This window comes from Pseudomonas sp. CFBP2511, assembly GCF_030209255.1.
Classification (GTDB): Bacteria; Pseudomonadota; Gammaproteobacteria; order Pseudomonadales; family Pseudomonadaceae; genus Aquipseudomonas; species Aquipseudomonas avellanae.
The window spans coordinates 74,274-101,164 of the sequence record NZ_JARVSI010000014.1 but is presented as its reverse complement, the minus strand read 5'-3'; the positions used below and the strand labels follow the sequence as shown (position 1 = coordinate 101,164).

Here is a 26,891-nt window from a genome sequence, read left to right as displayed (position 1 = left end):
TTATCGGTATTGGGACGAGAGCGAGAACCCGGCGTATCGGCTGTTTTTGGGCTGAGGGGAGATTTCTCGTTCCTCACGCTCCGCGTCACAAGAGGACGCGGAGCGTCCAGACCGGCATACCCACGCGGAGCATGGGCACGATAGTGTTCTCCCTGACGACTATCGTTCCTCACGCTCCAGCATGGGAATGCAGTTACCGACGCTCTGCGTCGCTAGAGGACGCGGAGCGTCCAGACCGGCATACCCACGCGGAGCATGGGCACGATAGTGTTCTCCCTGACGACTATCGTTCCTCACGCTCAAGCATGGGAATGCAGTTACCGACGCTCTGCGTCGCTAGAGGACGCGGAGCGTCCAGATCGGTATGCCCACGCGGAGCATGGGCACGATAGTGTTCTCCCTGACGACTATCGTTCCTCACGCTCCAGCGTGGGAATGCAGTTACCGACGCTCTGCGTCGCAAGAGGACGCGGAGCGTCCAGATCGGTATGCCCACGCGGAGCATGGGCACGATAGTGTTCTCCCTGACGACTATCGTTCCTCACGCTCCAGCATGGGAATGCAGTTACCAACGCTCTGCGTCACAAGAGGACGCGGAGCGTCCAGATCGGTATGCCCACGCGGAGCATGGGCACGATAGCTCTTAAGGCGCGACCCTTGTGCCCACACTGCTAAACTCACTCAAGCCCGATTCCAGAGGAACACCGCGTAATGGAACCCATCACCGCCCTCAACACCCTGCACATCACCGCCCTCACGCTTCTGTTGATCAGCGCCCTGGTGTTGGCCAGCGGGGTGATCAAGGTTCGTCTTGAAGGTGACGCGACCATCCAGAATCGCCTGCTCATGCGGCCGCTGCTGTTTTTCTGGGTGCTGATGGCCGTGTGTCTGGCGACGCTGCCGTTCAGCGGCTGGTGGCTGGTGCACCTGAAAGGGTTGTCTTTGGGCCAGACCTGGGTGCTGGGCAGCAGCGTGCTTTACACGGTCGGGTTGTGCAGTTGGGGCTGGCTGGTGCTCAGGCTCAATCGGTTGCGCCTTGGTGTTACCAAAAGCAAACGAGGCTTTACCCTGGCGCTGACCGTGATCAGCGTCGTGTGCTTTGTGGCAATGGCCGGTCTGATGGGCTTCAAGCCGGCCTGAACGCTTTCGCGGATCAACTGCGCAGGGTAATCACCGGCCACCCGCGCTGCTCGGCTTCTGCACGCAGTCTGGCGTCCGGGTCTACCGCGACCGGGTTGGCGACCTGCTCCAGCAGCGGCAGGTCATTCATCGAGTCGCTGTAGAAATAGCTGTCTTCAAGGCTGAACGCATTGTCTTCCAGCCACTGATTGAGACGTGTCACCTTACCCTCACGGAAGCATGGAACGCCCGTCGTGCGGCCGGTGTAGCGCCCGTCAACCATCTCGCACTCGGTCGCCAGCAGCGTTTCAATCCCCAGACGCGCCACGATCGGTGCCGTCACAAAGCGATTGGTCGCAGTAATCACCACCAGTTTGTCGCCTGCCTCGCGGTGTTTGGCGATCAGCTCCAGCGCCTTGGGCAGCATGATCGGCTCGATGCAGTCGCGCATGAACTCGCGGTGCCACTCCTGCAGTTGCGCCATGTCAGTGTTGCCCAGAATCTCCAGCGTAAAATTCAGGTAGTCGGTCATGTTCAGCGTACCGGCCAGGTAATCCTGATAAAACTCGTCGTTGCGGCTTTTGTACGTGGCGGCATCGAGGATGCCACGCTGGCACAGGTAATCGCCCCAGGCGTGATCGCTGTCGCCGCCCAGAAGCGTGTTGTCGAGGTCGAATAAAGCCAGGCGCATAGGGTTACTCGCTGAAATAGTTGAAAAAAGAGCCCCAGAATACGAGGTTTTCACAAGTCTTCACATAAGGTGCTAAGCCTCGTTGCTGGTTTGATCGCCTTTGTGGAACAATGCGGCGACATGCGTTTGCGAGGTTGTTGCCGTGATCGACCCCGATGGTTTCCGTCCTAATGTCGGGATTATTCTGACAAACGATGCTGGTCAGGTCCTATGGGCTCGACGTATTAACCAGGATGCCTGGCAGTTTCCCCAGGGTGGAATCAACCCGCAGGAGACGCCTGAAGACGCGCTTTATCGTGAATTGAACGAAGAAGTCGGGCTTGAACGGCATGATGTGCAAATACTTGCCTGCACTCGGGGCTGGTTGCGTTATCGTCTGCCGCAACGATTGGTCCGTACGCACAGCCAGCCGCTGTGTATCGGCCAGAAGCAAAAATGGTTTCTCCTGCGCCTGATCTCCAACGAGCAGCGGGTGCGGATGGATTTGACCGGCAAACCGGAGTTCGATGGCTGGCGCTGGGTCAGTTATTGGTATCCGTTGGGCCAGGTGGTGACATTCAAGCGCGAGGTGTATCGACGCGCACTCAAAGAGCTTGCCCCGCGCCTGTTATCGCGCGACTGACACGGAGTTCGACCCCGAGCCATGCTCAATACGCTGCGCAAGATCGTCCAGGAAGTTAACTCCGCCAAGGATCTCAAGGCGGCGTTGGGCATTATTGTGTTGCGCGTCAAGGAGGCCATGGGCAGCCAGGTCTGCTCGGTCTACCTGCTCGATGCCGAAGTGAACCGTTTTGTGCTGATGGCCTCCGAAGGCCTCAACAAGCGTTCCATCGGCAAAGTCAGCATGGCGCCGAACGAAGGCCTTGTTGGTCTGGTCGGTACGCGCGAAGAACCTCTAAACCTCGAAAACGCCGCTGATCACCCCCGTTATCGCTACTTCGCCGAGACCGGTGAAGAGCGTTATGCCTCGTTCCTGGGGGCGCCGATCATCCACCATCGTCGTGTGGTTGGCGTATTGGTGATCCAGCAAAAGGAGCGCCGTCAGTTCGACGAGGGCGAGGAAGCCTTCCTTGTCACCATGAGTGCGCAACTGGCGGGCGTTATCGCGCATGCCGAAGCCACCGGCTCGATTCGCGGTCTGGGTCGCCAGGGCAAGGGCATTCAGGAAGCCAAGTTTGTCGGTGTGGCCGGCTCGCCGGGTGCCGCAGTCGGTGTCGCAGTGGTCATGCTGCCGCCTGCCGATCTGGAAGTTGTCCCGGACAAGACCGTCACGGATATCGCTGCCGAGCTGACGCTGTTCCAGAATGCACTGGAAGGTGTGCGCAACGACATGCGCACCCTGTCCGCCAAGCTCGCCACGCAACTGCGCCCCGAAGAGCGCGCGCTGTTCGATGTCTACCTGATGATGCTCGACGATGCTTCGCTGGGCAGTGAGGTGACCAACGTCATCAAGACCGGCGAATGGGCACAAGGTGCCTTGCGCTCGGTGGTCAGCGAGCACGTCAAACGCTTTGAGCTGATGGACGATGCTTACCTGCGTGAGCGGGCCTCGGACGTCAAGGACCTGGGCCGCCGCCTGCTGGCGTACCTGCAGGAAGAGCGGCAACAGGCACTGGTTTACCCCGATAACACGATTCTGGTCAGTGAAGAGCTGACCCCGGCCATGCTTGGCGAAGTGCCGGAAGGCAAGCTGGTCGGTCTGGTGTCGGTGCAAGGTTCCGGCAACTCCCACGTCGCGATTCTGGCGCGGGCGATGGGTATTCCTACGGTCATGGGCCTGGTGGATTTCCCGTACTCCAAGGTCGATGGCATCGATCTGGTGGTCGACGGCTATCACGGCGAAGTCTTCACCAACCCCAGCGAAATCATGCGCAAGCAGTTCGGCAAGGTGGTGGAGGAGGAGCGTCAGCTCTCCCAGGGCCTGGATGCCCTGCGCGAATTGCCGTGCGTGACCCTCGACGGGCATCGCATGCCGCTGTGGGTCAACACCGGTCTGCTGGCCGACGTCGCTCGCGCCCAGCAGCGTGGCGCCGAAGGGGTTGGCCTGTATCGCACCGAAGTGCCGTTCATGATCAACCAGCGTTTCCCGAGTGAAAAGGAACAGCTGGCGATCTACCGCGAGCAACTGGCGGCCTTCCATCCGCTGCCGGTGACCATGCGCAGCCTGGACATCGGCGGCGACAAGTCGCTGTCCTACTTCCCGATCAAGGAAGACAACCCGTTTCTCGGCTGGCGCGGTATTCGCGTCACCCTCGACCACCCGGAAATCTTTCTGGTTCAGACCCGCGCCATGCTCAAGGCCAGCGAAGGCCTGAACAACCTGCGCATTCTGTTGCCGATGATTTCCAGCACTCATGAAGTGGAAGAGGCGCTGCACCTGATTCACCGGGCCTGGGGCGAAGTGCGCGACGAAGGCACCGATGTGCCGATGCCGCCTGTCGGCGTGATGATCGAAGTACCCGCTGCGGTTTACCAGACTCGTGACCTGGCGCGGCAGGTGGACTTCCTCTCGGTGGGCTCCAACGACCTGACCCAATACCTGCTGGCGGTCGACCGCAACAACCCGCGTGTGGCCGATCTATACGATTACCTGCACCCGGCGGTGCTTCAGGCGCTGCAAAGCGTGGTGCGTGATGCCCACGCCGAGGGCAAGCCGGTGAGCATCTGCGGCGAAATGGCCGGCGACCCGGCAGCCGCCGTGCTGCTCATGGCGATGGGCTTCGACAGCCTGTCGATGAACGCCACCAACCTGCCGAAAGTGAAGTGGATGCTGCGCCAGATCAACCTCAGCAAGGCCAAGGAGTTGCTGGCGCAACTGATGACCAACGACAACCCGCAAGTCATCAGCAGCTCCCTGCAACTGGCACTGAAAAACCTCGGTCTGTCGCGGATGATCAACCCGGGCTCGGTCAAAGGGCACTAGCTGCGCTTGCAGGACCGGACGCAGAGCGTCCAGAAAGGCGCTACCACGCAGAGCGTGGGTGCGATGACCATTGTTCAGCAAATCTTCATTGGCTGTACCGGCCCCTTCGTGATCAATGCGGATCGCCGCCCCCGGTCACTCTCACCCACGCGCCGCCTGTTTCAATACCGGACGCAGAGCGTCCAGAACGGCATGCCGACGCAGAGCGTCGCACGATAGTTGAAAGTCAGACACATCAGGCGGATCTTTTTTCACTTCGTTCAGCCAGCTTCCATCGGTCGCCGCTAGAGCATCCTGCCGGGCTCCGGTAACATGCGCGCCTGATTCAGTCGCTCGCAAGGGCGTTCCAATTGAGGAGTCGCAATGCTGCCTTACCCGCAGATTGACCCGGTAGCCGTCGCTATCGGCCCGCTGCAAATTCACTGGTACGGTTTGATGTACCTGGTCGGCATCGGTGGCGCCTGGCTGCTCGCGTCGCGTCGTCTGAATAAGTTCGACCCGACCTGGACCAAGGAAAAACTCTCCGATCTGATTTTCTGGCTGGCCATGGGCGTGATCGTCGGTGGGCGGTTGGGCTATGTGCTGTTCTACGACCTGTCTGCCTACATCGCCAATCCTCTGTTGATATTCGAGGTCTGGAAGGGCGGCATGGCGTTCCACGGCGGCTTTGTCGGGGTCATGATCGCGGCCTGGTGGTTCGGCAAGCGTAACGGCAAAAGCTTCTTCCAGTTGATGGATTTTGTCGCCCCATTGGTGCCAATCGGCCTGGGTGCCGGGCGGATCGGCAACTTTATCAATGCCGAACTGTGGGGCAAGCCGACCGACGTGCCGTGGGCAATGGTCTTCCCGCCATTCAGCGACCCTGCACAGTTGGCGCGCCACCCGTCGCAGCTGTATCAGTTCGCACTGGAAGGCGTGGCACTGTTCATCATTCTCAATCTGTACGCCCGCAAGCCGCGCCCGACTATGGCCGTTTCCGGCATGTTCGCGCTGTTCTACGGCATCTTCCGCTTTGTGGTCGAATTCGTCCGCGTTCCTGATGCCCAGCTGGGCTATCTGGCATGGGGCTGGGTCACCATGGGTCAGATCCTCAGCCTGCCGATGATCATCGCTGGTCTGTTCCTGATCTGGCTGGCCTACAAGCGCGACCCGGCTGCCAGCAAGGCAGCGGTTTAACACCGAACCGCCGGGTCACGATGCCCGGCGCGTTCAACAACGCAGGTGATTTATGAAGCAATATCTGGAACTGGTCGCCCACGTGATCAAGCACGGCACCTTGCAAGCCAACCGTACCGGCGTGAACACCATCAGCTTTCCGGGTGCCATGCTGCGTTACGACTTGCAGGAAGGTTTTCCGGCGATCACCACACGGCGCATGGCGTTCAAATCGGCTATTGGCGAGATGGTCGGTTTCTTGCGTGGCGTGAGCAATGCCGCCGAATTCCGCGAACTGGGCTGCAAGGTCTGGGACCAGAACGCCAACGAAAACGCCCAGTGGCTGAACAATCCGTTCCGCAAGGGCGAAGACGATCTGGGCGAGATCTACGGCGTGCAATGGCGCAAATGGCCAGCGTACAAGCGCATCGACACGGGCAACGTCGCCGCCATCGAACTGGCACTCGGTCAGGGTTATCGCCAGATTGCCGAATCGGAAGAAGACGGCCAGTCGTTCGTGGTGCTGTACAAGGCCATCGACCAGATTCGCCAGTGCATCGACACCATCATCAATGACCCGGGCAGCCGCCGCATCCTGTTCCACGGCTGGAACTGCGCCCAGCTCGATGAAATGGCCCTGCCGCCATGCCACCTGCTGTACCAACTGCACCCCAACCCGCAGACCCGCGAAATCTCCCTGACCCTGTACATCCGCTCCAACGACCTGGGCCTTTTATCAGACGGTCAAAAAAGTGCACAGTACCAAGCCGCTGCGTAAAAAAATTTGCCTACTCCTCCGATTTTATCTGAACGTTGACAAAGTGCACATTGTGAATACTATGTGTCGCCCTGTCGGAAGGAGGTTGGTGTGAAGGTAGTAGTGGCAGATAGTCGGGTGCTTGATCTCAGCGCGTCGCCGTTGAATGACGAGAGCCGCATCGTAGAAGGGAAGGTCACTGTTGTTGGTTGCGGGGTCTTTGACGAGCAGGAGAGGCTTCTGCCCTTAGTGTCAGAGTTTCTAACCAAATCTACACAAACCAAGAAGCTATCCATCCCCTCTGTAGAGACCTATGGCCGCAACCTAGGCTATTTAGTAAGTTACTTAAGTCAGCAGCCCATTTTTGAGGGGTGCTCGTCAGATGAGATTCTGATGACCGTGACGCGACCTTCAATTGCCGCTTATATCGCAGATCTTCGGAAAGTTTATGGTATCGACTCGGTAACAATTCGGAATCGTGACGCCTGCTATCGAACTTTCTTTACTAAGTTTCTATGCCTCTCCTCAAACGATCAGGGGGCAAGGCGAAGGAATAATCCTTATGACGGTGGCTTCATCTCTCCTTCCCCTAAAAGGAAGTTAGTCAATGCGTGTTCCCCAGGTGAGTTGGAGCAACTTATCCTCTCGACCTCCAGTGAGCGCGAGCGAGTCATACTTCAGTTTATTTTTGATGCAGGGCTTCGCCGGTCTGAGGTCGGGAGAGTTACTCTAGCTGATATCAATGCGGCGGTGCGCTTCTCCCAGGAGCAGATGATTTCTGATTCCAACTCCGATCCGGTTAGGCCTGTTTATTGTCCATTGCTAGTTGAGGGCAGCAAGGGGAGGGGAGACGAAACGAAGCAACGATATTCTATTGTGAGTCGACCGACACTGGAGCGGATTAAGAAGTACCATAGCTCTGCCCTCTATAAGCGCTATTCGCTCCGTTGCGCCAGCCCGGAAACGACTCCTGCGTTCTTCAACGCTAATGGAGAAGAATTCAATGCCGATGCTATTAGCGCCCTGTTGAGGCGGGTCTCTGACCGAGGAGTAAAGTACCGTCGCTTGGTAAGGCCAATCGCGCCTCACAAGCTCAGGCACGGCCATGCTTATGCAATTCTGAACAGTTCAGATTTGGGTTCAGACATTTTGGATCGAATGGTGATGGTTCAGAAGTCTTTGGGACATGCACATTTTGACACCACGAATGTTTACACCCACATTCCCCAGGATATTTACCGGGCGCTCTGTGGTGCCGAATCGGATCTTTTGACGAAAGCTCAGACGATGGCTCTGTTGTGGAAGAGCACGACTCTCCGTATTGATCTGAGGGCCCGGAAATGATTCCAGTTATTCTACAAAAAGGGCGGGTACTTGAGTGGTATGAAGCTACTCGTAATTCACCAGTCCAACTTTGCGCTCTAGAGCTGGATCGAGATAAATTTGATAACGAGCTGTATCTTAGCGATGCATACATAGCTAGACACGGATTGTGCGAAGCTCTTGAGCTTTTCGCACTAACCGAACGCTGTCTAATAAGCCAGTTGTTCGTCGACGGTTATCTTGATATTGATGAGCGTTCTGTCACTGGTCACAATTTGTCGCTCAAGTTGCAGGGCTGGTACACCAACCTCACAGATTCAGAAAAACAAGCGATCCCCACTTTTGGTAACAAAATCTCAATTCGTGGTTTGGCTCGACAGGTTGAAGAATTTTCAACCCTCGAGAAGCGTCTGAATTACGCCGGCGTAACCTCTGCTCTTGAAAATATTAACGCACAGCACTTAGACGCTGGATATCTTGATTCAAGTTACGTGGTGGTCAAGGATCGCTCTAAAAAAACGACTGTCGAGGCATCACAAATAGGTAGTGATACTCTCGAGTTTCAACGTATGTTAAATCTTCGTGTTAACCATGTGGATGAACTTGAGTCGTCATGCGTGGCCATGCCGTTTCAAGAGATCAAGCACCTGTTTGCCTATGCTTCTTCGTTCAATGACGATTGGCGGTCTGGCTTCTTGGGGTTCAATTATTTTTTCGCTTTTCTTAAAAGCCTAGGGTTTACTGGTGTTGAGAAACTGTTTGAGGTAGTTGGTGCATATAGCCTCGTTCGCTTTCGGGCATGGTTGGTGGATCGTGTTGTAGGAGAAGAGATTGCTCCTAGCACCGCAAACACCGCTCTAAGTAAGGTTCGAAAGTCCCTCAAGATGCTCCGAGGTGTCTTTGGTGCTGAAGATTTTACTTTCTATGATGTCGAAGGGATTGATTCTGTCCGGGTTACGGATTTGTACACACCCTATTCACCTTCGGAGCGCGAGCGTATCGCATCCTGCGTGGATGCCGATATTGAGCTTTATAATCGCTTATCCAAACCTTATGTTGTCTCTGGGGAGGGCGTTGATCCGTTTGAGCACGATCAAAAGAGGATGCGGCGGGGTCATGCCACGTTAGAAAATATGAGGTGGGTTTTTGAGAATCGGTTGAATTGTATTCCTCCAATGCATGAGGAGTGCAAAGCTCCTGGATATGCATTTTCATTTGTCACCACTATAGCTAAATTAGTAGGTAACATTCAGACTGTTTATAGTTCTTGGGGCGTACTCCAGCATGTCGATAGCAGCGTTATAGCACCCTTTGTCGTCAAGCTTGCTCAAATTACAGGTCTTAATGCTGACTCTCTTAAGTGGCTTGACTTGGAAGACTACACTTCATGCCATCCTTTCACGAAACGACCCTGCTTGAGGTATTGGAAGGAACGGTCTGATGGTGAAAAAATGTATCCTCTGGACTTGGTTGAAGCTGAAATTACCTGGCTAACCTCAGCTCAATCTAAGGAGGTTGAGAAGATATTTGAAGCGATGAAAACTTTGACCAGCCGCTTCCGCCATGAGGCCCCAGAAGAAATTGCGAGTAAGCTGTTCATTTGGCAGTCCACGGGTGCTGCGTCGTATGGGGAAATTAAAAGTCTAGCTACGGCTCAGAAGTCCATTGTCTCTCGAATTTTCTCTAACTACGCCAAGGCTAAAAATCTTCTTGATGATAATGCTGAGCCGCTTTCGCTATCAGCATCACGTCTTCGTCCGAGTTTTATTAGCGAACTGGTAGACAAGGGTGTATCTCCCAGGGAGATCCAGGTAGTTCTCGGTCACGCTAATTTGCGAACGACAATCGGATATCTTGATCGTATGGATTTTAACCGCTTCGCTCGAAAGAAGCTGGATGCCACGCTGACATTAATCCATCGAGGTGCTGTTGAAAGCTATAAGCGAATCGATGTTATGGATGTGACAAATGTGAAGGAAGAGTCGCATTCAATCTCTCGAGAGAGCGCCCCAAAGGTAGTATTCAAAACCCCGCTGGCTGATTGCGTGAATATTTTTAACCCGCCAGAATTTGTTACTCGTCTTGCCTCTTATGTTCCAGGTACTCCCTGTGCAATGTATAACAAGTATTTGGCATGTGACAATTCAATCATCACGGTTTCGCATTTGCCGCAGTTGTTTGCCATGTATAGGGATTACTCGCGCTTGGTTGAAGTGTCGAGGGTGATGGATACTCCTTATGGATTTGTAGTTAAAGAAAATATGGCTTTGCTTAAAGTGATGCTCCATCCTGAAACTTCCGATTTCTCTGAAGAAGAATTGATGGATGCGCAGCGTCTTTCTGAGTACGTTGAGACAACAATTTTGATTGATGGGGTGGGCGTGTGATTTTGAGTGAGACGTTAATTCAGTCTATTTTCTCGCTTGGTCAGATCAATCGTGAAACCCTTTCCATCCTGCAGGCATCGCGCTCGTCGGAGGCTGACCTTGAGTCTTTGCAGGCGATTGCCATCTTAGAAGCCTTGGATAACGTGCCAGTCTCCAAGCTGTCTTGTTTCAAAGATCCAGTTTGGGATTTCAATGAAGATAATCCGAACATCTCGCGACTACTGAGGGGGGTTCGGCTGAGGATAGATTTCTCCCGTTACGGGAGCATCCCTGCAGCCGTATTGCTTGAACTGAAGTGCGTTACCCTGCTGTTCTCCCAAGCGCCAGGAGTGCTAGTCGTTGGAGAGGCTAACCGCAAGAAAGCTGCGAAGGTTCTTAAAGCGCAAACTATTGCTCCCATTGTGGGTGCGGGTTTGATGTTCATCGATAAACTCTATGCTGTTCTGCGAGAAGAGCTCGGTGACGAATACATCGACCGAACGTTGCAGTCACTATCTTTCGTGCCATCTTCTTATTATGCGGAGGCGGCAGGTGTCTACGAATTCTCGTATAATTACTTGATCGGTAGTTTTTTCAAGGTTCTACAGTCACCGTCTCTAAAAGGTACCCTTTTTCCCGAAAGCTTGCCCGCTGTTGATATGGATCATCTTCCATGGTTTCGGTTAGGGCGCGAAAAGCAGCCGGAAAGTGAAAAGTCTCCAAAGGTAAGTAAAGTTCTTCAGAACAATATTTTTGAGCATTCATCTTCTGTGGCTTCAATGGTTGTCGTGGATTTTCTAGATTCGCTGGGAAAGACCGTTGTTGATGCTTCTATGCTGGAGATTCGCAACGACAGGCAGTTTTTTCAGAGCAGAGATAATGATCTCACTCCGCTCAAGCTGAACGTATATATGTCTATGCGTCTTTTTCGCGCGGGCTACTCCATAGAACACATCAAAAAAATTTGGCCGGACGGTGCTTCTGCAATTGATCATTTATTCGCGAACGATGACGAATACGCTTTTCGAAAAGCGTGCGCAGCACTGGTAGGATCAGATTTTGATCTGGACTTCAAGCAGTACATCAGTTACGTCGGTTACTGCTGCATGTACCTGGTTGCTCAATATACAGGTATGCGACCAAGTGAATTGGTCAGGCTTCTTGCAGATTCATGCCTCAAGGAGGATGAAGAATCTGGTTGTTGGCTGCTTGAAAGTCAATTGGAAAAAAACCAGGAAAATCTAGTTGGTTTGTTCGATGACTATTGGGTCGCGATTCCAATTATACGGGATGCTATCGAGGCCAGTATTATTCTCAGTAAAATTAAGCAGAATCCATACGTCTTTTCGCGGGCCAACACTATTCAGTTCGGGGAAGCAGCTGACCCGCTATCTTCAGCTGGAGTCAGAGATTCCTCACGCTCTTTTTTCAAAGGCTTCTTGTCATCTGAAGAGGTCGAATCCTTAGGCATTCATCCATACATGCTTCGTCATACCTTGGCATACCAGCTCTACCGTGCTGATCTTGGGCTTCCGTTTATTTCCCATCAACTCAAGCATTTCGGTGAGCTCGTAGGACGGCCACAAATTGGTCGGGCTTTCAGTGAGACCACCTTGGCATATGGCGAGATCGCAGACATGCTTTCGAAAGGTAAAGGGCGGGAAGGTAAATACTCAATCAAGCATCTAGCTGAGCTTGAATGCGTTAAGAGTATGTATGACCCAAACGGTAACTATGCCGGTGCGAATGCCGCTGAACACAAAGCGGGCTTACAGAAGGAATTTGCCGGCTACATGGCTGCGGGATATTCAGAAGATCAAGTCTTCGAGGCGATGACAGAGCAGCATATTGCCATTATTAGTGTAGGGCAGGGCTTCTGCTATGGCAGCAGACAGGAAGAACACGACGAGAGCCTTCCTTGTATCGGTGGTCTTCGCTGCAATCCATTTCGTTGTAAAAACTCGATTGTCACAGTGGCTCATGCCCCAGCCTGGAAAAAAGTGTACCAGCAGAACAAGAAGTCGCTTGCCGACCCTCGCTTGCAGCATAGTCGTGAGCATTATCAGGCAGCGATGGATGAAGCTCGGGCTGTGTTGTGCAAACTTGGAATTGAGGTAGATGAATGATGGCGTCTTCCGCATCAGGTAGTGCTTTCGACAAACGGAACCTGGCCGACTTCGACAACAACACTGAAATCATCAGCAGCGGGTTAATGGCAATCGCCGCCGACACTTCGATTAAAGCGACGGTGGCAGAGCTCAGTCGAATTACAGGGATTCATCGAAATACCTTGCGCCAGCGTCTATGGCCCGTTCAGCGGCTCAAAGCGATCAAGGAGGATCGTGTCGTTTCTGAAATTCGGCAACGTCAGGCCAAAGGGACGGTTGCTGATCCTGTGAGCGTTCTCACTGACAAACTGGAAGCCTCTCGGTGCGAGGTGCTGCACTGGTTCGATCAATATCTGAAGGCTAATGACCGCGCTAACCAGCAGACGGCGCGGGTCGATTTTATCAAACATACTATCCCTAAATATGAGGCCTTCTTGGCGGAAAGGGACAGCAAGCTGTTGGAGCTCAATGGTGAAATTGCTAGACTCCGACAGGTTATCGATGTCTTGCAGTCCGAGCGGGCGGAAAAGAATTCATGAGAAGTTATCTAGATCTATTGAGCGATGTTTTAGAGAACGGCGCTCAGAAAGGAGACCGTACAGGCACTGGGACGTTGAGTGTTTTTGGTAGGCAGTTCCGCCATGACCTATCCAAAGGCTTTCCTTTGCTTACGACCAAGAAGCTGCATTTTAAGAGCATCATAAATGAGTTGATTTGGTTCCTAGGCGGCGATACCAACGTCAAATGGCTCAACGAGAATGGCGTCAAGATCTGGAACGAGTGGGCAACCGAAGAAGGTGACCTGGGGCCTGTTTACGGGAAGCAGTGGACAGCCTGGCCAACCAAAGATGGCGGCACTATCAACCAGATCGACTACGTCGTTAACGCCCTGAAGACCAATCCCAATAGCCGGCGAATCCTGTTCCATGGTTGGAACGTAGAGTACCTCCCGGACGAGAAGGTAAGCCCTCAGGAAAATGCTCGGCAAGGCAAGATGGCGCTTCCTCCGTGCCATCTGCTTTACCAGTTCTATGTCGTGAACAATAAGCTGTCCGCGCACCTATTCATTCGTTCGTCCGATAGCTTTTTGGGTCTCCCATACAACACGGCATCCCTGGCATGCCTGACGCACATGCTCGCCCAGCAGTGTGATCTCGACGTGGGTGAGATCGTTATCTCGCTCAGCGATGTCCACATTTACTCCAACCACATGGAGCAGGTGAAGACTCAGCTCACTCGTGAACCACGTCGGTTGCCTGAGCTGAAGCTGCTTCGAAAGCCTGCATCGATCTACGACTACAAGTTCGAAGACTTTGAGGTTGTGGGCTACGATCCGCACCCGCATATCGCGGCGCCTGTATCGATTTGATTTTCAGCGGCATCGAGTGATGAGACCGGCCTTAGGGCCGGTTTTTTTATCTCTGCGCCCGGAAAAATCCGGTGCGACATCCAAGCCCTGATCATCTTCTCTGGGGGCTGATGACCCTGTGCTTTCAGTTTGGGCGTGCCCCTGCGGGTAGCGGCTGTCGTGTACCGAGCCTTGGCGCTGCCAAGTCTCGGCCCTTCGGGCTTCCATCCTCACGCCTTTGGCCCGGCGGGCCGGCGCGCTCCGCTTGCTTGGCGGGGGAATCTCCAGTCGACTGTTTGCTTTGAGTCAGCAGTGCTCGATATCAGCGGCTGCTCAAATGTCATCGTTTCGAGCAGAGGTGCTTTGGGTGATAGCCTACCGGGGTGCCTTACTATCTGCGTCATCGGAGCGCCACATGATCAACCTTCATCGCTTAATCTCCTGGTTGTTTCCCGACCGCCGTCCCGACTGGGAGCAGAAGCGTGAACGGGAGTTCATTCAGGCAGCGAATAGCCTCAAGACCTTACGGGTGACACCTGAGGGAGGCATGTCCATCGATCCTGAAGAACTCCGAGATCAAATTGTCTCCGCACGTGAGCAGTTGAAGCACCTTGTCTACAAGCCAGGAGCGCCTAGTGGGCAATGCCAGGCTGTAGCGGCTGTCGATGTGGTGCGGGAGGCTGATCCCTCTGCCGATGCACCTGTAGAGCTGCGGGACTGTATTGAGGTGGTGGCTTGGCGTCGGCTTCCCAGTGGGTCTGCTGTGCGCTACACATGTCTCCAATGCCTAAGTAAAGGTCTATTCGCTGTAGCGGCGACCAGTTTATTTTCGGGAGCTTCAGAGAGCCTTCCGACATGGGTCGACGGCAATACCGACAGGCAACTTGCGAATGCCCTACAGGATTCAGAGCTCAGGTGGTTCACGACTGTGGGCGGGGCGATGGATGAGTGGGATGCAGCTATCTGAATGTAGTGTCGGCTTCCTGCCTTTACGTTGCGAACCTCCACCCTGTTCTGTAAAACCTTCACAACAGATGACTATTCGAGTTCTCCATGACGACCAGAAAAGATGTCCTAGCCAAACTGGCTCAAAAGGTGCGGGAGTCTCGCAGTGAAATACGTGCAGGCTTGGAAGCCGTCGAGAAAGAATTGCGAGACGCCGTGGGAGAGTTAAACCTCTACGCTACAGGCGCGAACGTAAATCTTGGCTATATCGACGAGGACGACTGGGAGTATGGCTGCTTTGCATTCGATGGGCAGCACCTTCGAGTCTTGACCTCATCAACTGTGGACGACGCGATGAGCCAAGGCACGCCCTATGAAGGGCATATGACTTGGAACAACATTGACGAACTAAGTGACGAGAAGCTCACTAAGCTGGCGTCACCTGGGTCGATAGACTCCATTTGGAGTGCCGTCGAGCAGCGGCTGATGCAGCTTCTTGGTGAGGCTATGAGCTCGGCGCAACTGCTTTCGGAATTTTCCAATGCTCAAAGCGAGGGCGTCCATGACGATCTGACTGAGTTGATGGATGGCAACTACCTGGAGAAGCAATGGGCTAAGGCTCGTATCGCAATTCTGACTGACCCCACCGACTCGATTTCTCACACCAACACTTTTGTGGAATCCGTATGTCGTCATTATCTCGAAACTCGAGGACTGCCACTTCCATCGGAACTGGTGGTAACCAAGCTGATAGGGCAGGTAGTAAATGACTTTCCTGCGCTCAAGCTGCCAGACGGTACGGATTATGGTAATGACATCAAATCGCTTTTTGGTGGAGTGAAGTCAGTAGCCCAGGGGATAGGTGTACTACGCACACATGCTAGCAGTGCGCATGGAGGCAATAAGGTTGCATATCAAGCAGAAGCCCGTCTAGCTAACAATCTGGCAGGCTCGATAGCAATCTATATTCTAGAGAAACTGAAAAGCCACATGGAAGAATCCCATTGACCTCCCTCGTCTAACCAACGACATGCAACTGCAGACCGAGCTGCCGGCATCTACAGGCCACCGGCCTCTCATAAAGGGCTGCATACCTCCGCCCAAGGGATGGATGGCTTGGGCAGCCTGAGGTTACCGGTCTTGGAGATGATCCTCAGCTGTGCGTGCTTGAGGTGAAAGTCTTCCCAGGATACGCGCAGGCTGGTGTCCTCCAGAAAGGCGACCACACCATCGCGCGATCCCACCACCACACCGAGCGGATTGATTTGGTTTGCCTGACAGAAACTGAAAAGCAGTTGATCAAAAGTGTTGGGGGCTAGGTGATCTACAGCCACGTTATGTCGACCCAGTGATTCTCCTGTCACCGGACACGAAGCAGCACCGACCAACCCTTGGTCTCGGAAGAGTCGGATCTGTTCTGTGATTGCTGTGCGAGCACCTGCGCGAAAGTCGAGGAGCTTTTGGGGCTGACGCTCTTTTGCTCGAGTGCTAGGAATGAGCTTTACCGAATGCGTAAATCCAATATCAATTTCCGTATCGCAATGCCGACGAAGCATAAAGCAGCGAGTACCGTGAGATGTCATTTGGGTGGTGATGCACTTGACGCCCCCTCCGGCTTTCTCTGCCCACTCATCGTGGTGTTGGAAAAGGCCATACAGAAAATCAGAATCAGGATCACTTACCATCGTCCCGTCAGGTGTCCTAGCCAGGATCTCTCGGCAGCGATTCTTGACTGCGTCCTTCGTTGCAAACCATTCATCATTGATCAGATATGGCACCGCCTTCCCCCAGGAAATATCTCTCGCAAGCTGATCGGTATAGCACAGGGAGTTAACCACCTTTTGGTAGCTCAAGCCTGGAAAAAACGCGTCAGGCGTTAATCAAAGCAGTTGCGTCCTGAAGAGCTCAAAACACCTGTAACGAGTGTAGAACTAATAAGGTAGGCCCTACCACTAGAACATAGAGCGCAACAAAGTTCCTCGCCGCGTTCACAGATCGACCTAATAAGAACTTGGACAATCTAGAAACAGTAACCATAAAGAACAAAAGTAATAATGGCACGATTGAAAATATGATCATGTTCATAAGAGCCATAACTAGACCAAAAATCGCACCTACAACCGCCATTGCAAACGCGACTTGGTAGTCTAGCAGCTCGTGCCCCAGCATTAGACTAATAGGTGCTGCCGTTGCACGCAGCAAGCTATTGGGAAATACGTGAAAGTAATCACCTACCAAGAGAATGAATGGGATGCAAAAGAGAAACGCTGCCCATCCCAAGACATCCACCAATTGGCTTTTGATGTCCATGCCAACCCGAATGGATACCCAAAGCCCCATGAATGTTACACAGTAGACAGATACAACAGGCCTGGCAGACTCTGGCAGGATGTAAAACGCTACCACTGACGCGATAGCCAGCCATCCCATTGCTCTGCCTAAAAAAGCCATCTCTTTTTTGTAATCCGCATTCGCACGCCAACGCAAAAAAAACAGGCCTAATGACGACAGTGTCGCTAAAACCTTCTGTCCCTCAGGAGTCTTTCGGAGATTCCCTTCGCCCCAGGCGGTCATCATCAAAATCTGGACGATGAGTAGGATGATGCTTATAGCCATGGGGCCTCACAATGTTCATGGTGGCATTGCCTAGCGTAGAGTAGCTAACTCAAGGCGCTACGTTCATTATCTGATCGGCAGAAGCGCTCATAGCTTTAAGCACTTCAGCTCGGTTCTGGCCAACCGACGCGGCACTACGATGGACTGCGCTGATGCTCTTTGGCGATGAGGCATTTGAGGGCAGAACTGATAGGAAAATAAACCCATCGTAGGAGAACTCGGTTGTGGCCTGGTTCGGAGAATGCCAAGTTATCCGAGGTCTCGGGACGCCAGTGATAATTCAATCAGCTCTATACGGTAAGTGTCACGGTTGGTGATGAAGCGTACACACATTGCGCTGATGGAGATTGCAAAAACGAATCCCATCAATATCGTCACGATTTGAGTGGATATCGGGCTGTCCAAGCTTGTCGAAAAGAGAGATGACCAGTTTCCTTGCAACAGCATGTTGCCTACCGTGAAGTTTAAGATGAGCAGCGAAAATGCGGCAAATTTCTTGCCATCAGCCTCAATGAAATAACCCAGGCGCCGCTCTAGTCTTCTAATCTTAAGTTCTAGATGGTGTTTAGCTCGCTTAAGGTGTTTCACGTCGTACCCTCTGAGTTGAGCCGCGAAGTTCTGGTCATGGTCGATCTCCGCATCTCGGAGAATCCGAGACCGCTCCTTCCACATCCAAATACTGCATACCATGACAACAGGCGGGCAGAGCAAAGATAGGCCGGCGACCAGTTGGGAAAGTCCCGCGCTCCAGATTGCAACATCCACCCATCCATCTGATAGCTTAGAGATGAATTTGTGCCAGAGAGCGAGAGCTATGAGGACGGAAAATGGCACCGTGGCTGCCATGATCCCGTATTTGGAAATACGATCTAAGATGGCTTCAATTTTCGTCAAGGCTTTACGAGGACGATAGGATTTCATTCCCTCGAGGGTATTCAATAACGCTTTGAGATTTTGCATGTTCGTTTTTCAGGTTGGGTCAGTTCAAAAATGACGATCTAAAATATCTGATTGAAAAAATAAGGGCCCCGCAGGGCCCCATTGATTCAACCGGTTTCATCGAGTAGCCCAACTCTCGACCGTCTCCGACCCGTACTCCGTTTTCCATTCTTTCAGCAGCTTGTGATTGCCGCCCTTAGTCTCAACAATCTCACCAGAGTGTGGATTCTTGTAAACCTTGACTGAGCGAGCCCTCCGGGTGCCTTTGGTCTCAGCGACAGCAGGAGTGCGGCGGCTTGAAGACTGGGGATCAAGGATCGCGACGATGTGGCGCAAGCTGAAACCGTACTCAGCCAGCAGATCACGTAGTTTCTCTTCGAACTCGATCTCACGCTTGAGACCAGAATCGTTTTTAAGTGTCTCAAGCTCAGCCAGCTGGGCGGCGAGCTTTTGTTCGAGGGCGCGGAACTCAGCAAGGCGGGACATATAACACCTCAGGTATTTAGTGATGGCAGTATAGTCAGTGCTGTAGGCAGGTGAATAGGTCGAGATTACTAGGAGCGCGTAGCCATTTAGTTGTCTCGCGTTTGTGCTGCACGATGGCTCTGTAGGTGGAGCATTTCGCTCTCCCACTCATTGAGAAATTTGTCCCAGTCAGCAGCGAAAAGTCCCTCCATCAGCCTTGTTGATCCGGTAGATGCTTGGCGGAAACGCTCCCTCCACGGCTGTGGGATATCGAACTCTAGAACGATATCCATACCAGTGTGATGAGGCCTAACCTGGACAGACTCGCGAACCTTCTTGAGCTCTAGTGTGTTATCCATGGAAGGCCTGCTGTTGCGTTCCTGAGAGTGGAAGTTATTCAGGATCGAAAGGTGTGGCAGTGCATTTGGATCACCAGGGCGGAGGCTTGCAAGCGCCCAGATCGCCTTTCGCCTAGCGGTTTCCACCTCGCGGAGTTCGTCTTCAGTCATTTCAGTTCTCCCCTCATTACTGGCGTGACGCCTTCGCCTAGCGCTCTCAGGCTGACGGAGTCATCCTGGGTCACTTCAGCCGCATCCTTGTTGATTTGATATCGGACAGTAGCTATGGCGTGCCGCCTGCGGCGGAAGGCTGGCGAGAACTGAGCCACGGCTGCGCCGTGTCTCAGCCCGTTGGGCGCTCATCCTGTACGCCTGCGCGCTCCGCTTGCCCGATACTTGCAAGGAAAGTCTGGCGCAGCGAGTCCGAAGCCAAGGCAGGTTTAACCGTGCCCTACGTACAAGATTATTACTTATGGAGCTTACTGAAGCGACTCGATAGCACTGCAGCTTCGGTAGTTTCCCAAGCTTCAGGATCAGACGTAGCGTTGAACATCACCAATGCCCTCCACAGGAAAAAAGCGGCAACCAAGCTCGACTCAATTACTGCAAATACCGTAGTTGTATACATATAGTCTGAATTTTCTCCGAAGAAAAACAGCACTGGAAATATCGAAGCGATCCAGCCGGCGACGAAAGTTAAGCAAAATGCGATGGCCGCAGTGACCGTCAGGAAAAGCGGGACTTGATATCTATAATGGGTTGCAAATGATTTCTCGCCGTTCTGCTTCGCTAGCCCGTACAAGATGCCTGTGTTTTTCTCCTTGTCATTATTTCTTTTAAAAAGTCCATACAAAGTTACACTCTCGCCAACCTCAATCTCTTCATAAAGCTTGTTCGATACTTGTAAATTCGGGATAACTGCACCATCAATGCTGACTTTAGCTTTATGTCCGCCGCTGATTCGATCAACAGATCGAACGTAGTCAACTTTTCCTGAAACTTTCACGCAATCGAACTTCATCACTCACTATCCCTGCCATCGCTCAAAAAGTGGATCTGGTTCTTGCCAAGACGTCGCTCAGTGACTATTGCAGGCGGGCTCACGCGGGCCATGAACGCCGGACTTGATGAGCGCGTCTCCCATCGAGAAGTCCCTGGCCGTCTCTTAGGTGCTGCTCTCATGACCAATCCATCACTAATCCAGACATCGCGCCGCTATGATCAAACGACGGCTTGGCCAACCATATGTCACTATAATATCACTATGGTCTGTTTATCGAAACATGCTCCCCGTGGCTCTATCCTCGCTTTTGGGGATCCGACTCATGAATCTGAAGGAAGCGCTGGCGGGGGCATTACGCGGAGCCCGTGCACACCAAGGGTTGAGTTACGAGGATCTGGCGGGAGCAACGCATAGAACGAATGTAGGGAAGCTTGAACAGGCCAGGACGACGCCGACGCTGGAGAAACTGGACGAGATCGCTGACTACTTAGGCCTCGACCTTTTGACTCTGGTCACCCTTACCATTGCTGCGCAGGGTGAAGAACTTCCTTCAGAAGCTTTGCAGCGTACTGCCCTGCGAATCAGGGAGTTCGAGATGTCTGGAGGGTGGCAGTTAGTAGAGGAGCAATTCCGTGATGGAAAGCTCATCAAGCGCTCTCAGGGAAAGCCAAAGCAGCCGCTTAAAGCGGAATACATTCGAGCCTTGAAAGCGCAAGGTTTCGACAGGAAAACAATCGCTGAAAAGCTCGGCATTGCCAGAAGCACAGTTCAAAAATATTGGAATACATAAACCTCCAAGTTATCGCGATCCCTCTTTCTCTACGTGATGTCTTTCGTGCTCATGGCTGCGGTGTATCCTTGGGCAAGGTAGGCACTTGTGGTGTTGCCCATAATGTAGAGAGCAGGTTCGGATGGCTGAAATAGTGGGGGTATTTGGTCGGTGAAGCACGTCAGACTGATTCGCCACGGGGAAAGCGCCGCGAACGCTGGAGAAGCCAGTTCGGATCATGCGAGCATCCCCCTAACGCCAAGGGGTGTTGAACAAGCGCACTCGGTGGCCGGGGCATTCGCTCAGGCCCCAGATTTGATCGTTGCCTCGCCGTTCTCCCGAGCGCAAGCAACTGCAATGCAGACAGTGGCTGCTTTCCCTTCAGTGCCGTTTGAAATATGGCCCATCCACGAATTTACCTATCTTGAGCCTGCACGGTGTATCAACACGACCGTTGCCCAGAGACGAGCTTGGGTGGAGGGATACTGGGCCAAGTCAGACCCAGCGTTCACGGATGGTGAAGGCGCCGAGTCATTCCTGGACTTTATATCTAGAGCTCAGTCTTTCTTAGATAGACTTGCAGAGCATCCTGCCCAAGACATCGCCGTGTTTTCACATGGGCAACTCATCAATGCGGTGGCATGGCTGATTGAGTGCAGGCCACAGAAGATTGACGGTCAAGCTATGGCCGAATGGCGAGAGTACGAGACCACTAACCACGTGCCTAACTGCTCTGGTTACAAGCTTACCAAGCACCCAGACGATGCCGGCTGGAGAGTAAGTCCTGGGAGTTGCGAGTTGGCGTACCTCAACGCGTACCAGGCAGATCCTACCAAGCGGTTCGCGATCCCGAGCGCCTGCTGATTGAGGAGCGGGCCCAGGCCCTATCGGCTGCAGGCTACCCGCTGCCAGACGATGATCCGGCTATGTACGCTGAGCAAAGGCTGCTGGAGGCAAAAGAGGCTGCAGGTTTATTACCCTCGCACTCTCCTGGCAGAAAACTGTAGCGGGAGTGCGAAGAGGGAAGGACGTTAGCGAGAGGTGTCACCTGGCTGGAGACACCTCCTCCACGTTCAACGACGAAAAATGCGATTTATCAAGATCAACGCTGCAGCACCAATCGCGAGAGCGGCGACTGGTTTTTCTTTAACGAACGTGGATACGCTATTCAGTGTATCGCCATAAGTTTTAGTCAGCTGACCAGCTGCTTGATGTCCCGCACCTTCAGCTTCCATCTTCGAATCACCAATTAGTTTCCCGACAGTGCTCTGCGCCTTGCCGGCCAGCTTTTCTGCTACACCTTCAACTTGTTCGCTCTTCATGATTCATCAAACCTTTGCGTGTGAGTGGGGGCTCCGAACCGCGCTAACCGAGTGGCTATCAGCACGACATTAGGGACGTGCGGTTGATGATTAGTTCAGTGGTGATGAGCTGTAGGCCAGTCTGGAAAAGCGCCCACTCGTTTAAGCCTGTTGCTATGCTGTTGCTTCCAACATGGAGGTGAGACAAATGCAGGGTGAGTATTCCCTTTCAGATGTACTGGAAAGGATGTACCAAAATCAGCTCGCTCTCGAAGCTGCGCTCATGGAGCTGACCCTACAGGTAGAAGCGCAGGGACATGCGGAAGTCGGCGAAAACGTCCGTGGCGCGCTTTACACGATTGGTGAAAACGCTGGTCATATCAAACAGGGGCTGGCCCGGCTCAAAAAACTCCGATGAGGCAGCCGCTCTTTGATTTTGATCTCAAGCGTGTGTCACGCGAGCACTACATAACTGGTAAAGCCGCCATCAATTTTCCAAACGTTGGGAGCACAACGGGTGGATGGCATTTTATGTCGTACTTCGACCGGGATACGGGTGTAGCGAAGGTGTCTTTGGCAGGCATCCACTATCCAGATACCACCGATTTCTTTGGACACGCTGGCATCATCGACGTTACCGACGAGCTCGCAGCGCGTGGCTGGGAATTGGAGGGCAGGCACGTCTTCATTGCAGACCATTACCGCGCCGCCGGTGACTTGATTATCAAATGGGCTCTCAGCGATTCGACATGTTGCAACGTTGAGATAGCTGATTGGTTTCCTACGCATGCTGACCGACAGCGACTCTTCACGCTTATGAGCCTGGCGAAACAAAGACTGCTCGAGTTAGGTCGCCTGCAACGACTTGAAGCGTGGCTAGCCTCTCAGTAACCCAATATCTGATTTGGTGACGAAGCCCCTTGGTCGGCATAGCTCAGCTATGTCTGAACTCCCCGATAAACCTCGCATCAATGATGCTAAGTGGGAGTCAATACATGAAGTGTGCATGCCGGATCTGCTGGGGTGATTCTTGGTTGCTTGGGGCTTATGGCGACTGGGAGGACATTGTTTGTCTGGGCTGTGGGCGATACAAGATTAGCAAGCGCTTGCTTGTAGTGAACCCAGGAAAAGCCTTTGACGTGAAAGTGATGAGAGTAGATCTCGGAAGCTGGCGAGCAGTCCACCAGACGCCCATTGTGAGTCAGAGTAATGCCCGCTTCACGACCCAAAATTCCTATCAACGTCTTCAACCCGCATTTGAGCTCGGGCCAGGATCGTAGACCATGGCGTACGTGTCGAATCTAAGGGGTTCGATCTGGTATCGCGACTATGAAAACGTGATTCATAGCAGCGGGGATTCCCTGTAGGTTGGAGGCGACTTAGCTACTCCCGCCAGCAGGTACTTGGTCAATGCCTCCTCGATCTCATCAGCGGCGCCGTGTTTATGTTCCGACAGCGACCACTGCCAGTTCCGATCCGCCATCAGGCCTCCAACGGCTTCTGCACATAACGCATCACTACTCACACCCATCTTAGTGGCTGCCGCGATTACCGCTAAAAGTGCTTGCTCAAGTTGCTGAGTTCTATCGAAGGCCACGAGACCAGCTCCCTGAAAAATGAAGGCCTAGTATGCCCTGATATCATTTTGGCATCAAAGGTCACCTGCCAGGTTACTTCCCTCCGTAGCCCATCCATTCGGCGCTCTCGCGTCCTTCATTCACTCGATTGAAAGCTGATTTCGCGCCCATCCATTTCACTGCGAAGCTCGCTTACCAGATCGGCAATGGCGCGACTCGAAGTCAGCGTCGTCGTCGACACACCCGTGACCAACAGCTCAACCCTGCCGGAAGAAGTCTCAGTAACCTGAATCATTAGCGAACCATCCGCATTCATGGTGCATGAGCACGACAGCGGCAGAAAACTACACTCAATGATATGGCGGAGCTCATCGAATTAGTCCTTCGAGCAGTTTCATTGATTGTTGTCCACATGTGAAATTAGTCAAAGAATGGCGGAAAGCATTATTCGCCAAGGTATTTCAGGGTTACTCGCTTGGAAGGTTGCACCAACCCGAGGCATTGCGCCGTGTTGATAAAAAACTGGCCGATGGCTCTGACCTCTCTGGAGCGGGGCTGTTCCGGTGGCATATCCACATAGGGACAATTTCTACCAAAGAAAACTATGCGAAAAATGCTCTAAAAAACGGCTTTGAAAATTGTTGAATTTTGGCTGCGTTCACCACTCTTTTGCCCCTGAGGGTAGGGACAAGACCTGAAGTCGGGTGTTCCGCGTTCTTCAAGCACTTTCATGGTAGACGCGGAATTTTCGCTTAAACTCATGCAACCGTACCGTTTGCTCGGTCGGTGTCTCTGATTTAAGGGGGATTGATTGAACGTAAATTGGGAAGGATTGCTGCCGATTCGCGGAGAGGTCATCGTCATTGAGGACGACCCAACTCTGCAGTCGCTCATGACCGATATCATGGATGAGATTGGCGCGAAGACTGTCCCGTTCGCGACGGCGGATGATGCGTTGACCTACCTGCTGGAAGCACATGGTGAATGCGCTCTAGTGATCGCTGATCACGGCGTCCCCGGCCAAATCCAAGGCATCGAGTTCATAGAGATGGTCAAAGGCAGGTGGCCTCACATCGCTGCGATACTTACCTCGGGTTATCTGATCGAGAGCATCGCAGTACCAGCTCAAACTATTTACCTGCACAAGCCTTGGTCGCTGGATGAGATGGTGGTGGCAGTGGCGGAGCTTTTGCAGCCCGGTAACCCGATTAGTAAACGCTGAGCCTGGCTTGAAAGTATGAGGCCAAGTAGGACACGGATAGTGCTTAGCTCCTGAGACTCGCGACTCTACCTCGAGTGAAAACCGTTCGGTGGTGAAGTCCCTGAGTTTTCTGAATTTTTCCACGCCCGATGACTCCGTTTGAAAAGAGCAGACGGAGTAAGTCATGGAAAACAATTTATTCGTCATCAACTACAAGCTTCATGGTGTGCCGAAGACCTTCATCATCCGTAGCAAAGCGATGCAAAACGCTCAAGCTTGGCACTGGGCTAGTTGCGACGCGGGCGTAGCGCCCATTCCTCGTCCCGGTCGCCCGCCGCTGAAGATGGTGTCCAAACCTCAAGCCGAAAAATATGGCATCACCGATGTCACCTGGCGAGCCAGCTCAACCTAACATTTTGCGTTCTGGAGGGTATGTGCTGAGTCTGCTTCGCGTCGCAGCCGCCCTCAGCGTCCGCTTACCCGATGAAAAACCTGGCTCCAGCTTTTGGAATTAAAGGCTGAATCGATCCGTCGTCTACTATCACAATAAAATCGAGGTCACGATGTCGCCTTTTGATATCCAGCGGATGCTGATAGACGAATTTCCCTTAGCGTTTTTGCTTGAGGTAGGTTTCAGGGCCACTTTCGCCTTTCTCGCGGTTTTTCTTTTTCTGAAATCCAGCGGTCGACGAGGGATAAGACAGCTTTCACTTTTTGAGCTGGTCGTGATTTTGACATTGGGCTCCGCCGCAGGAGACGTGTCCTTCTACCACGATGTTCCGCTGCTGCCGGTCGCAGTAGTATTTCTCACGCTCCTGCTTCTTTACCGCCTCACCGTACTGGTGATGACGAAGAGCAAAAGATTCGAAGCCTGGATGGATGGGCTGCCGGTAACCGTAATCCGCGACGGTCTCTATGAGCTCAAATCTTTAGAAACTCTGAACATCTCATCTAACGAATTGTTGATGGAGTTACGACAGCAAGGGGTTGAACATCTCGGACAAGTGAGGCTCGGTCTCGTTGAGACCGACGGCGACGTCAGCCTTTATTTCTTCGAACAGAAAGACCTGCGCCCTGGGCTGTCCGTCCTACCTTTAGAGCATCGTGCCGAGTTTGAAACTGCGCCTGCATCGGCCTTGTACTGCTGCGTAAATTGCGGTTTCTCTCAGCATATCGCGGCGGCCCAACAGGCTGATTGTTCTCGCTGTAATCATGCCATCTGGTCAATTGCGCTCACAACACCGCGCTGTCGGTGACAACGCCTCGCATGTGACAGCCCCCGGCATCTTCAGTTGTCTTGCGCGTCTAGGTTCGCCTTAAACGGGTAGCCCACCGTGAAATTCACCGTAAACGTGGTGCTATCGTCAACAGTCGAGTACATAGAGACATCGCCCCCCCCTGGCTACACCTATTGCAAGTGCAGTGACTGGCAGCATTTGTTAAGCGAAGAGAGGTATCGCAGATATTTTGGTCGTCTGCCAATAGACTTTCTCTGGCCTTTTACATCAACTTACCTAAAACGAACGTCGTGACGGTATTCTCAACACCTGGCATTGCAGCGATCATCTTCCATACCGCGTGAACACGCTCTGCGTGAACCGCCTCAATCCGAACCATCAAGTCGAATTCACCGCTCATGACCTCACACATGGTCACCTCTGGGATCGATTTGATTCCCTTAACCACATCATCGCCTCGCATACGGTCATGCCGATACACGAAGATGATGGCGGTGATAGGAGGTGATGGGTTCCGTCCTTCACCTGCAACGATTGTGTAGCCTTGGATGGCCCCGTCGCGCTCCATGCGCTCAATACGCTGACGAACCGCATTTCGAGAAAGGTGAACCTTTAATCCCAGCTCAGCATGGGAGATTTTTGCGTTCGCAGTGAGCGCTGCCAAAATGCGCTCATCTAGAGGATCGAGTAAGCGTTTCATTCGTTGATC

General features: G+C 53.0%; 30 protein-coding genes and 1 pseudogene. 20 read left to right on the top strand and 11 right to left on the bottom strand.

Features of this window, described 5'->3' with window-relative positions:
• Window positions 1-711 precede the first annotated feature (711 nt).
• On the top strand, window positions 712-1,140 hold the full coding sequence (locus QRN38_RS12115) for a DUF2269 family protein (protein ID WP_011105408.1): 429 nt from the start codon (window positions 712-714) through the stop codon (window positions 1,138-1,140).
• A gap of 13 nt (window positions 1,141-1,153) precedes the next feature.
• Here QRN38_RS12115 and QRN38_RS12110 read toward each other — a convergent pair whose 3' ends face one another.
• A complete protein-coding gene (locus QRN38_RS12110) occupies window positions 1,154-1,810 on the bottom strand; it encodes a histidinol-phosphatase (RefSeq protein ID WP_007247027.1) in 657 nt (218 codons plus the stop codon).
• Window positions 1,811-1,952: 142 nt separating this feature from the next.
• Between QRN38_RS12110 and QRN38_RS12105 the strand changes: the two genes are divergently transcribed.
• From QRN38_RS12105 to QRN38_RS12055, 11 genes and pseudogenes are all read left to right on the top strand, one after another.
• Window positions 1,953-2,432 carry an RNA pyrophosphohydrolase gene (locus tag QRN38_RS12105; protein ID WP_002555745.1) on the top strand — a complete coding sequence of 160 codons (480 nt, stop codon included), beginning with the start codon at window positions 1,953-1,955 and terminating at the stop codon, window positions 2,430-2,432.
• Between the two features lie 21 nt (window positions 2,433-2,453).
• Complete coding sequence (ptsP, locus tag QRN38_RS12100) at window positions 2,454-4,733, top strand: phosphoenolpyruvate--protein phosphotransferase (RefSeq protein ID WP_003382074.1); 2,280 nt, start codon at window positions 2,454-2,456, stop codon at window positions 4,731-4,733.
• Window positions 4,734-5,096: 363 nt separating this feature from the next.
• Complete coding sequence (lgt, locus tag QRN38_RS12095; protein ID WP_003382072.1) at window positions 5,097-5,909, top strand: prolipoprotein diacylglyceryl transferase; 813 nt, start codon at window positions 5,097-5,099, stop codon at window positions 5,907-5,909.
• 52 nt (window positions 5,910-5,961) lie between these two features.
• Window positions 5,962-6,621, top strand: a pseudogene (gene thyA / locus QRN38_RS12090) (thymidylate synthase); the annotation flags it as partial.
• A 135-nt stretch (window positions 6,622-6,756) separates the two neighbouring features.
• On the top strand, window positions 6,757-7,989 hold the full coding sequence (locus QRN38_RS12085; RefSeq protein ID WP_057418550.1) for a tyrosine-type recombinase/integrase: 1,233 nt from the start codon (window positions 6,757-6,759) through the stop codon (window positions 7,987-7,989).
• Window positions 7,986-10,355 carry a site-specific integrase gene (locus QRN38_RS12080; RefSeq protein ID WP_122223300.1) on the top strand — a complete coding sequence of 790 codons (2,370 nt, stop codon included), beginning with the start codon at window positions 7,986-7,988 and terminating at the stop codon, window positions 10,353-10,355. Before QRN38_RS12085 ends, QRN38_RS12080 begins: the two co-directional genes overlap by 4 nt.
• 2 nt (window positions 10,356-10,357) lie before the next feature.
• On the top strand, window positions 10,358-12,460 hold the full coding sequence (locus QRN38_RS12075) for a tyrosine-type recombinase/integrase (protein WP_259641479.1): 2,103 nt from the start codon (window positions 10,358-10,360) through the stop codon (window positions 12,458-12,460).
• Window positions 12,457-12,981 carry a hypothetical protein gene (locus QRN38_RS12070; RefSeq protein ID WP_057418552.1) on the top strand — a complete coding sequence of 175 codons (525 nt, stop codon included), beginning with the start codon at window positions 12,457-12,459 and terminating at the stop codon, window positions 12,979-12,981. Before QRN38_RS12075 ends, QRN38_RS12070 begins: the two co-directional genes overlap by 4 nt.
• On the top strand, window positions 12,978-13,811 hold the full coding sequence (locus QRN38_RS12065) for a thymidylate synthase (RefSeq protein ID WP_057418553.1): 834 nt from the start codon (window positions 12,978-12,980) through the stop codon (window positions 13,809-13,811). Before QRN38_RS12070 ends, QRN38_RS12065 begins: the two co-directional genes overlap by 4 nt.
• Window positions 13,812-14,205: 394 nt before the next feature.
• A complete protein-coding gene (locus QRN38_RS12060; RefSeq protein WP_057418555.1) occupies window positions 14,206-14,757 on the top strand; it encodes a hypothetical protein in 552 nt (183 codons plus the stop codon).
• Between the two features lie 86 nt (window positions 14,758-14,843).
• Entirely contained in the window at window positions 14,844-15,743 is a 900-nt protein-coding gene (locus QRN38_RS12055; RefSeq protein WP_057418557.1) for an abortive infection family protein, read from the top strand.
• 68 nt (window positions 15,744-15,811) lie between these two features.
• Here QRN38_RS12055 and QRN38_RS12050 read toward each other — a convergent pair whose 3' ends face one another.
• From QRN38_RS12050 to QRN38_RS12025, 6 genes are all read right to left on the bottom strand, one after another.
• Window positions 15,812-16,573, bottom strand: a complete 762-nt coding sequence (locus QRN38_RS12050) for a DUF3223 domain-containing protein (protein ID WP_057418559.1) — start codon at window positions 16,571-16,573, stop codon at window positions 15,812-15,814.
• Between the two features lie 67 nt (window positions 16,574-16,640).
• Window positions 16,641-17,351 (bottom strand): hypothetical protein, encoded by a 711-nt coding sequence (locus QRN38_RS12045; protein WP_057418561.1) that lies wholly within the window; start codon window positions 17,349-17,351, stop codon window positions 16,641-16,643.
• Window positions 17,352-17,600: 249 nt separating this feature from the next.
• On the bottom strand, window positions 17,601-18,311 hold the full coding sequence (locus QRN38_RS12040; protein WP_057418563.1) for a YuaM family protein: 711 nt from the start codon (window positions 18,309-18,311) through the stop codon (window positions 17,601-17,603).
• A gap of 96 nt (window positions 18,312-18,407) precedes the next feature.
• Complete coding sequence (locus QRN38_RS12035) at window positions 18,408-18,776, bottom strand: histone-like nucleoid-structuring protein, MvaT/MvaU family (RefSeq protein ID WP_057418565.1); 369 nt, start codon at window positions 18,774-18,776, stop codon at window positions 18,408-18,410.
• Window positions 18,777-18,862: 86 nt separating this feature from the next.
• The gene (locus QRN38_RS12030) at window positions 18,863-19,264 is read right to left on the bottom strand and encodes a hypothetical protein (protein WP_057418567.1); all 402 of its coding nucleotides are present in this window, start codon (window positions 19,262-19,264) and stop codon (window positions 18,863-18,865) included.
• 295 nt (window positions 19,265-19,559) lie between these two features.
• A complete protein-coding gene (locus QRN38_RS12025) occupies window positions 19,560-20,114 on the bottom strand; it encodes a hypothetical protein (protein WP_057418569.1) in 555 nt (184 codons plus the stop codon).
• 304 nt (window positions 20,115-20,418) lie between these two features.
• Between QRN38_RS12025 and QRN38_RS12020 the strand changes: the two genes are divergently transcribed.
• Together QRN38_RS12020 and QRN38_RS12015 are read left to right on the top strand one after the other, a co-directional pair.
• Window positions 20,419-20,886, top strand: a complete 468-nt coding sequence (locus tag QRN38_RS12020) for a helix-turn-helix domain-containing protein (RefSeq protein WP_057418604.1) — start codon at window positions 20,419-20,421, stop codon at window positions 20,884-20,886.
• A 150-nt stretch (window positions 20,887-21,036) separates the two neighbouring features.
• The gene (locus QRN38_RS12015) at window positions 21,037-21,729 is read left to right on the top strand and encodes a histidine phosphatase family protein (protein ID WP_057418571.1); all 693 of its coding nucleotides are present in this window, start codon (window positions 21,037-21,039) and stop codon (window positions 21,727-21,729) included.
• Between the two features lie 209 nt (window positions 21,730-21,938).
• Here QRN38_RS12015 and QRN38_RS12010 read toward each other — a convergent pair whose 3' ends face one another.
• Window positions 21,939-22,187 carry a CsbD family protein gene (locus QRN38_RS12010; RefSeq protein ID WP_032894809.1) on the bottom strand — a complete coding sequence of 83 codons (249 nt, stop codon included), beginning with the start codon at window positions 22,185-22,187 and terminating at the stop codon, window positions 21,939-21,941.
• A 187-nt stretch (window positions 22,188-22,374) separates the two neighbouring features.
• Between QRN38_RS12010 and QRN38_RS12005 the strand changes: the two genes are divergently transcribed.
• Together QRN38_RS12005 and QRN38_RS12000 are read left to right on the top strand one after the other, a co-directional pair.
• On the top strand, window positions 22,375-22,584 hold the full coding sequence (locus QRN38_RS12005) for a hypothetical protein (protein WP_057418573.1): 210 nt from the start codon (window positions 22,375-22,377) through the stop codon (window positions 22,582-22,584).
• On the top strand, window positions 22,581-23,057 hold the full coding sequence (locus QRN38_RS12000; RefSeq protein WP_057418575.1) for a hypothetical protein: 477 nt from the start codon (window positions 22,581-22,583) through the stop codon (window positions 23,055-23,057). Before QRN38_RS12005 ends, QRN38_RS12000 begins: the two co-directional genes overlap by 4 nt.
• Before the next feature lie 451 nt (window positions 23,058-23,508).
• On the opposite strand, the gene QRN38_RS11995 is transcribed toward QRN38_RS12000, so the two are convergent.
• Window positions 23,509-23,763 (bottom strand): hypothetical protein, encoded by a 255-nt coding sequence (locus QRN38_RS11995; RefSeq protein WP_057418576.1) that lies wholly within the window; start codon window positions 23,761-23,763, stop codon window positions 23,509-23,511.
• A 116-nt stretch (window positions 23,764-23,879) separates the two neighbouring features.
• Entirely contained in the window at window positions 23,880-24,101 is a 222-nt protein-coding gene (locus QRN38_RS11990) for a DUF1652 domain-containing protein (protein ID WP_057418577.1), read from the bottom strand.
• Between the two features lie 56 nt (window positions 24,102-24,157).
• Here QRN38_RS11990 and QRN38_RS11985 point away from each other — a divergent pair, with 56 nt between their 5' ends.
• The 4 genes from QRN38_RS11985 (at window position 24,158) to QRN38_RS11970 (ending at window position 26,200) form a co-directional block, all read left to right on the top strand.
• Window positions 24,158-24,388: a hypothetical protein gene (locus QRN38_RS11985; RefSeq protein WP_144433571.1), complete on the top strand. Its 231-nt coding sequence runs from the start codon at window positions 24,158-24,160 to the stop codon at window positions 24,386-24,388.
• 166 nt (window positions 24,389-24,554) lie between these two features.
• Window positions 24,555-24,965 carry a response regulator gene (locus QRN38_RS11980; protein WP_057418578.1) on the top strand — a complete coding sequence of 137 codons (411 nt, stop codon included), beginning with the start codon at window positions 24,555-24,557 and terminating at the stop codon, window positions 24,963-24,965.
• A gap of 163 nt (window positions 24,966-25,128) precedes the next feature.
• Window positions 25,129-25,356, top strand: coding sequence for a DUF6555 family protein (locus QRN38_RS11975; protein ID WP_057418579.1), 228 nt, complete (start codon window positions 25,129-25,131; stop codon window positions 25,354-25,356).
• Between the two features lie 151 nt (window positions 25,357-25,507).
• Window positions 25,508-26,200, top strand: a complete 693-nt coding sequence (locus QRN38_RS11970) for a DUF421 domain-containing protein (protein WP_057418580.1) — start codon at window positions 25,508-25,510, stop codon at window positions 26,198-26,200.
• A gap of 244 nt (window positions 26,201-26,444) precedes the next feature.
• Here QRN38_RS11970 and QRN38_RS11965 read toward each other — a convergent pair whose 3' ends face one another.
• Complete coding sequence (locus QRN38_RS11965) at window positions 26,445-26,882, bottom strand: Lrp/AsnC family transcriptional regulator (protein ID WP_057418581.1); 438 nt, start codon at window positions 26,880-26,882, stop codon at window positions 26,445-26,447.
• Window positions 26,883-26,891 lie beyond the last annotated feature (9 nt).

Bases quoted from the DNA above. Each gene is read 5' to 3' on its own strand.
- QRN38_RS12115 (WP_011105408.1), top strand. From the start codon at position 712: ATGGAACCCATCACCGCCCTCAACACCCTGCACATCACCGCCCTCACG.
- QRN38_RS12110 (WP_007247027.1), bottom strand. From the start codon at position 1,810: ATGCGCCTGGCTTTATTCGACCTCGACAACACGCTTCTGGGCGGCGAC.
- ptsP (WP_003382074.1), top strand. From the start codon at position 2,454: ATGCTCAATACGCTGCGCAAGATCGTCCAGGAAGTTAACTCCGCCAAG.
- lgt (WP_003382072.1), top strand. From the start codon at position 5,097: ATGCTGCCTTACCCGCAGATTGACCCGGTAGCCGTCGCTATCGGCCCG.
- QRN38_RS12080 (WP_122223300.1), top strand. From the start codon at position 7,986: ATGATTCCAGTTATTCTACAAAAAGGGCGGGTACTTGAGTGGTATGAA.
- QRN38_RS12070 (WP_057418552.1), top strand. From the start codon at position 12,457: ATGATGGCGTCTTCCGCATCAGGTAGTGCTTTCGACAAACGGAACCTG.
- QRN38_RS12065 (WP_057418553.1), top strand. From the start codon at position 12,978: ATGAGAAGTTATCTAGATCTATTGAGCGATGTTTTAGAGAACGGCGCT.
- QRN38_RS12060 (WP_057418555.1), top strand. From the start codon at position 14,206: ATGATCAACCTTCATCGCTTAATCTCCTGGTTGTTTCCCGACCGCCGT.
- QRN38_RS12055 (WP_057418557.1), top strand. From the start codon at position 14,844: ATGACGACCAGAAAAGATGTCCTAGCCAAACTGGCTCAAAAGGTGCGG.
- QRN38_RS12045 (WP_057418561.1), bottom strand. From the start codon at position 17,351: ATGGCTATAAGCATCATCCTACTCATCGTCCAGATTTTGATGATGACC.
- QRN38_RS12040 (WP_057418563.1), bottom strand. From the start codon at position 18,311: ATGCAAAATCTCAAAGCGTTATTGAATACCCTCGAGGGAATGAAATCC.
- QRN38_RS12035 (WP_057418565.1), bottom strand. From the start codon at position 18,776: ATGTCCCGCCTTGCTGAGTTCCGCGCCCTCGAACAAAAGCTCGCCGCC.
- QRN38_RS12030 (WP_057418567.1), bottom strand. From the start codon at position 19,264: ATGACTGAAGACGAACTCCGCGAGGTGGAAACCGCTAGGCGAAAGGCG.
- QRN38_RS12025 (WP_057418569.1), bottom strand. From the start codon at position 20,114: ATGAAGTTCGATTGCGTGAAAGTTTCAGGAAAAGTTGACTACGTTCGA.
- QRN38_RS12020 (WP_057418604.1), top strand. From the start codon at position 20,419: ATGAATCTGAAGGAAGCGCTGGCGGGGGCATTACGCGGAGCCCGTGCA.
- QRN38_RS12010 (WP_032894809.1), bottom strand. From the start codon at position 22,187: ATGAAGAGCGAACAAGTTGAAGGTGTAGCAGAAAAGCTGGCCGGCAAG.
- QRN38_RS12005 (WP_057418573.1), top strand. From the start codon at position 22,375: ATGCAGGGTGAGTATTCCCTTTCAGATGTACTGGAAAGGATGTACCAA.
- QRN38_RS12000 (WP_057418575.1), top strand. From the start codon at position 22,581: ATGAGGCAGCCGCTCTTTGATTTTGATCTCAAGCGTGTGTCACGCGAG.
- QRN38_RS11975 (WP_057418579.1), top strand. From the start codon at position 25,129: ATGGAAAACAATTTATTCGTCATCAACTACAAGCTTCATGGTGTGCCG.
- QRN38_RS11970 (WP_057418580.1), top strand. From the start codon at position 25,508: ATGTCGCCTTTTGATATCCAGCGGATGCTGATAGACGAATTTCCCTTA.
- QRN38_RS11965 (WP_057418581.1), bottom strand. From the start codon at position 26,882: ATGAAACGCTTACTCGATCCTCTAGATGAGCGCATTTTGGCAGCGCTC.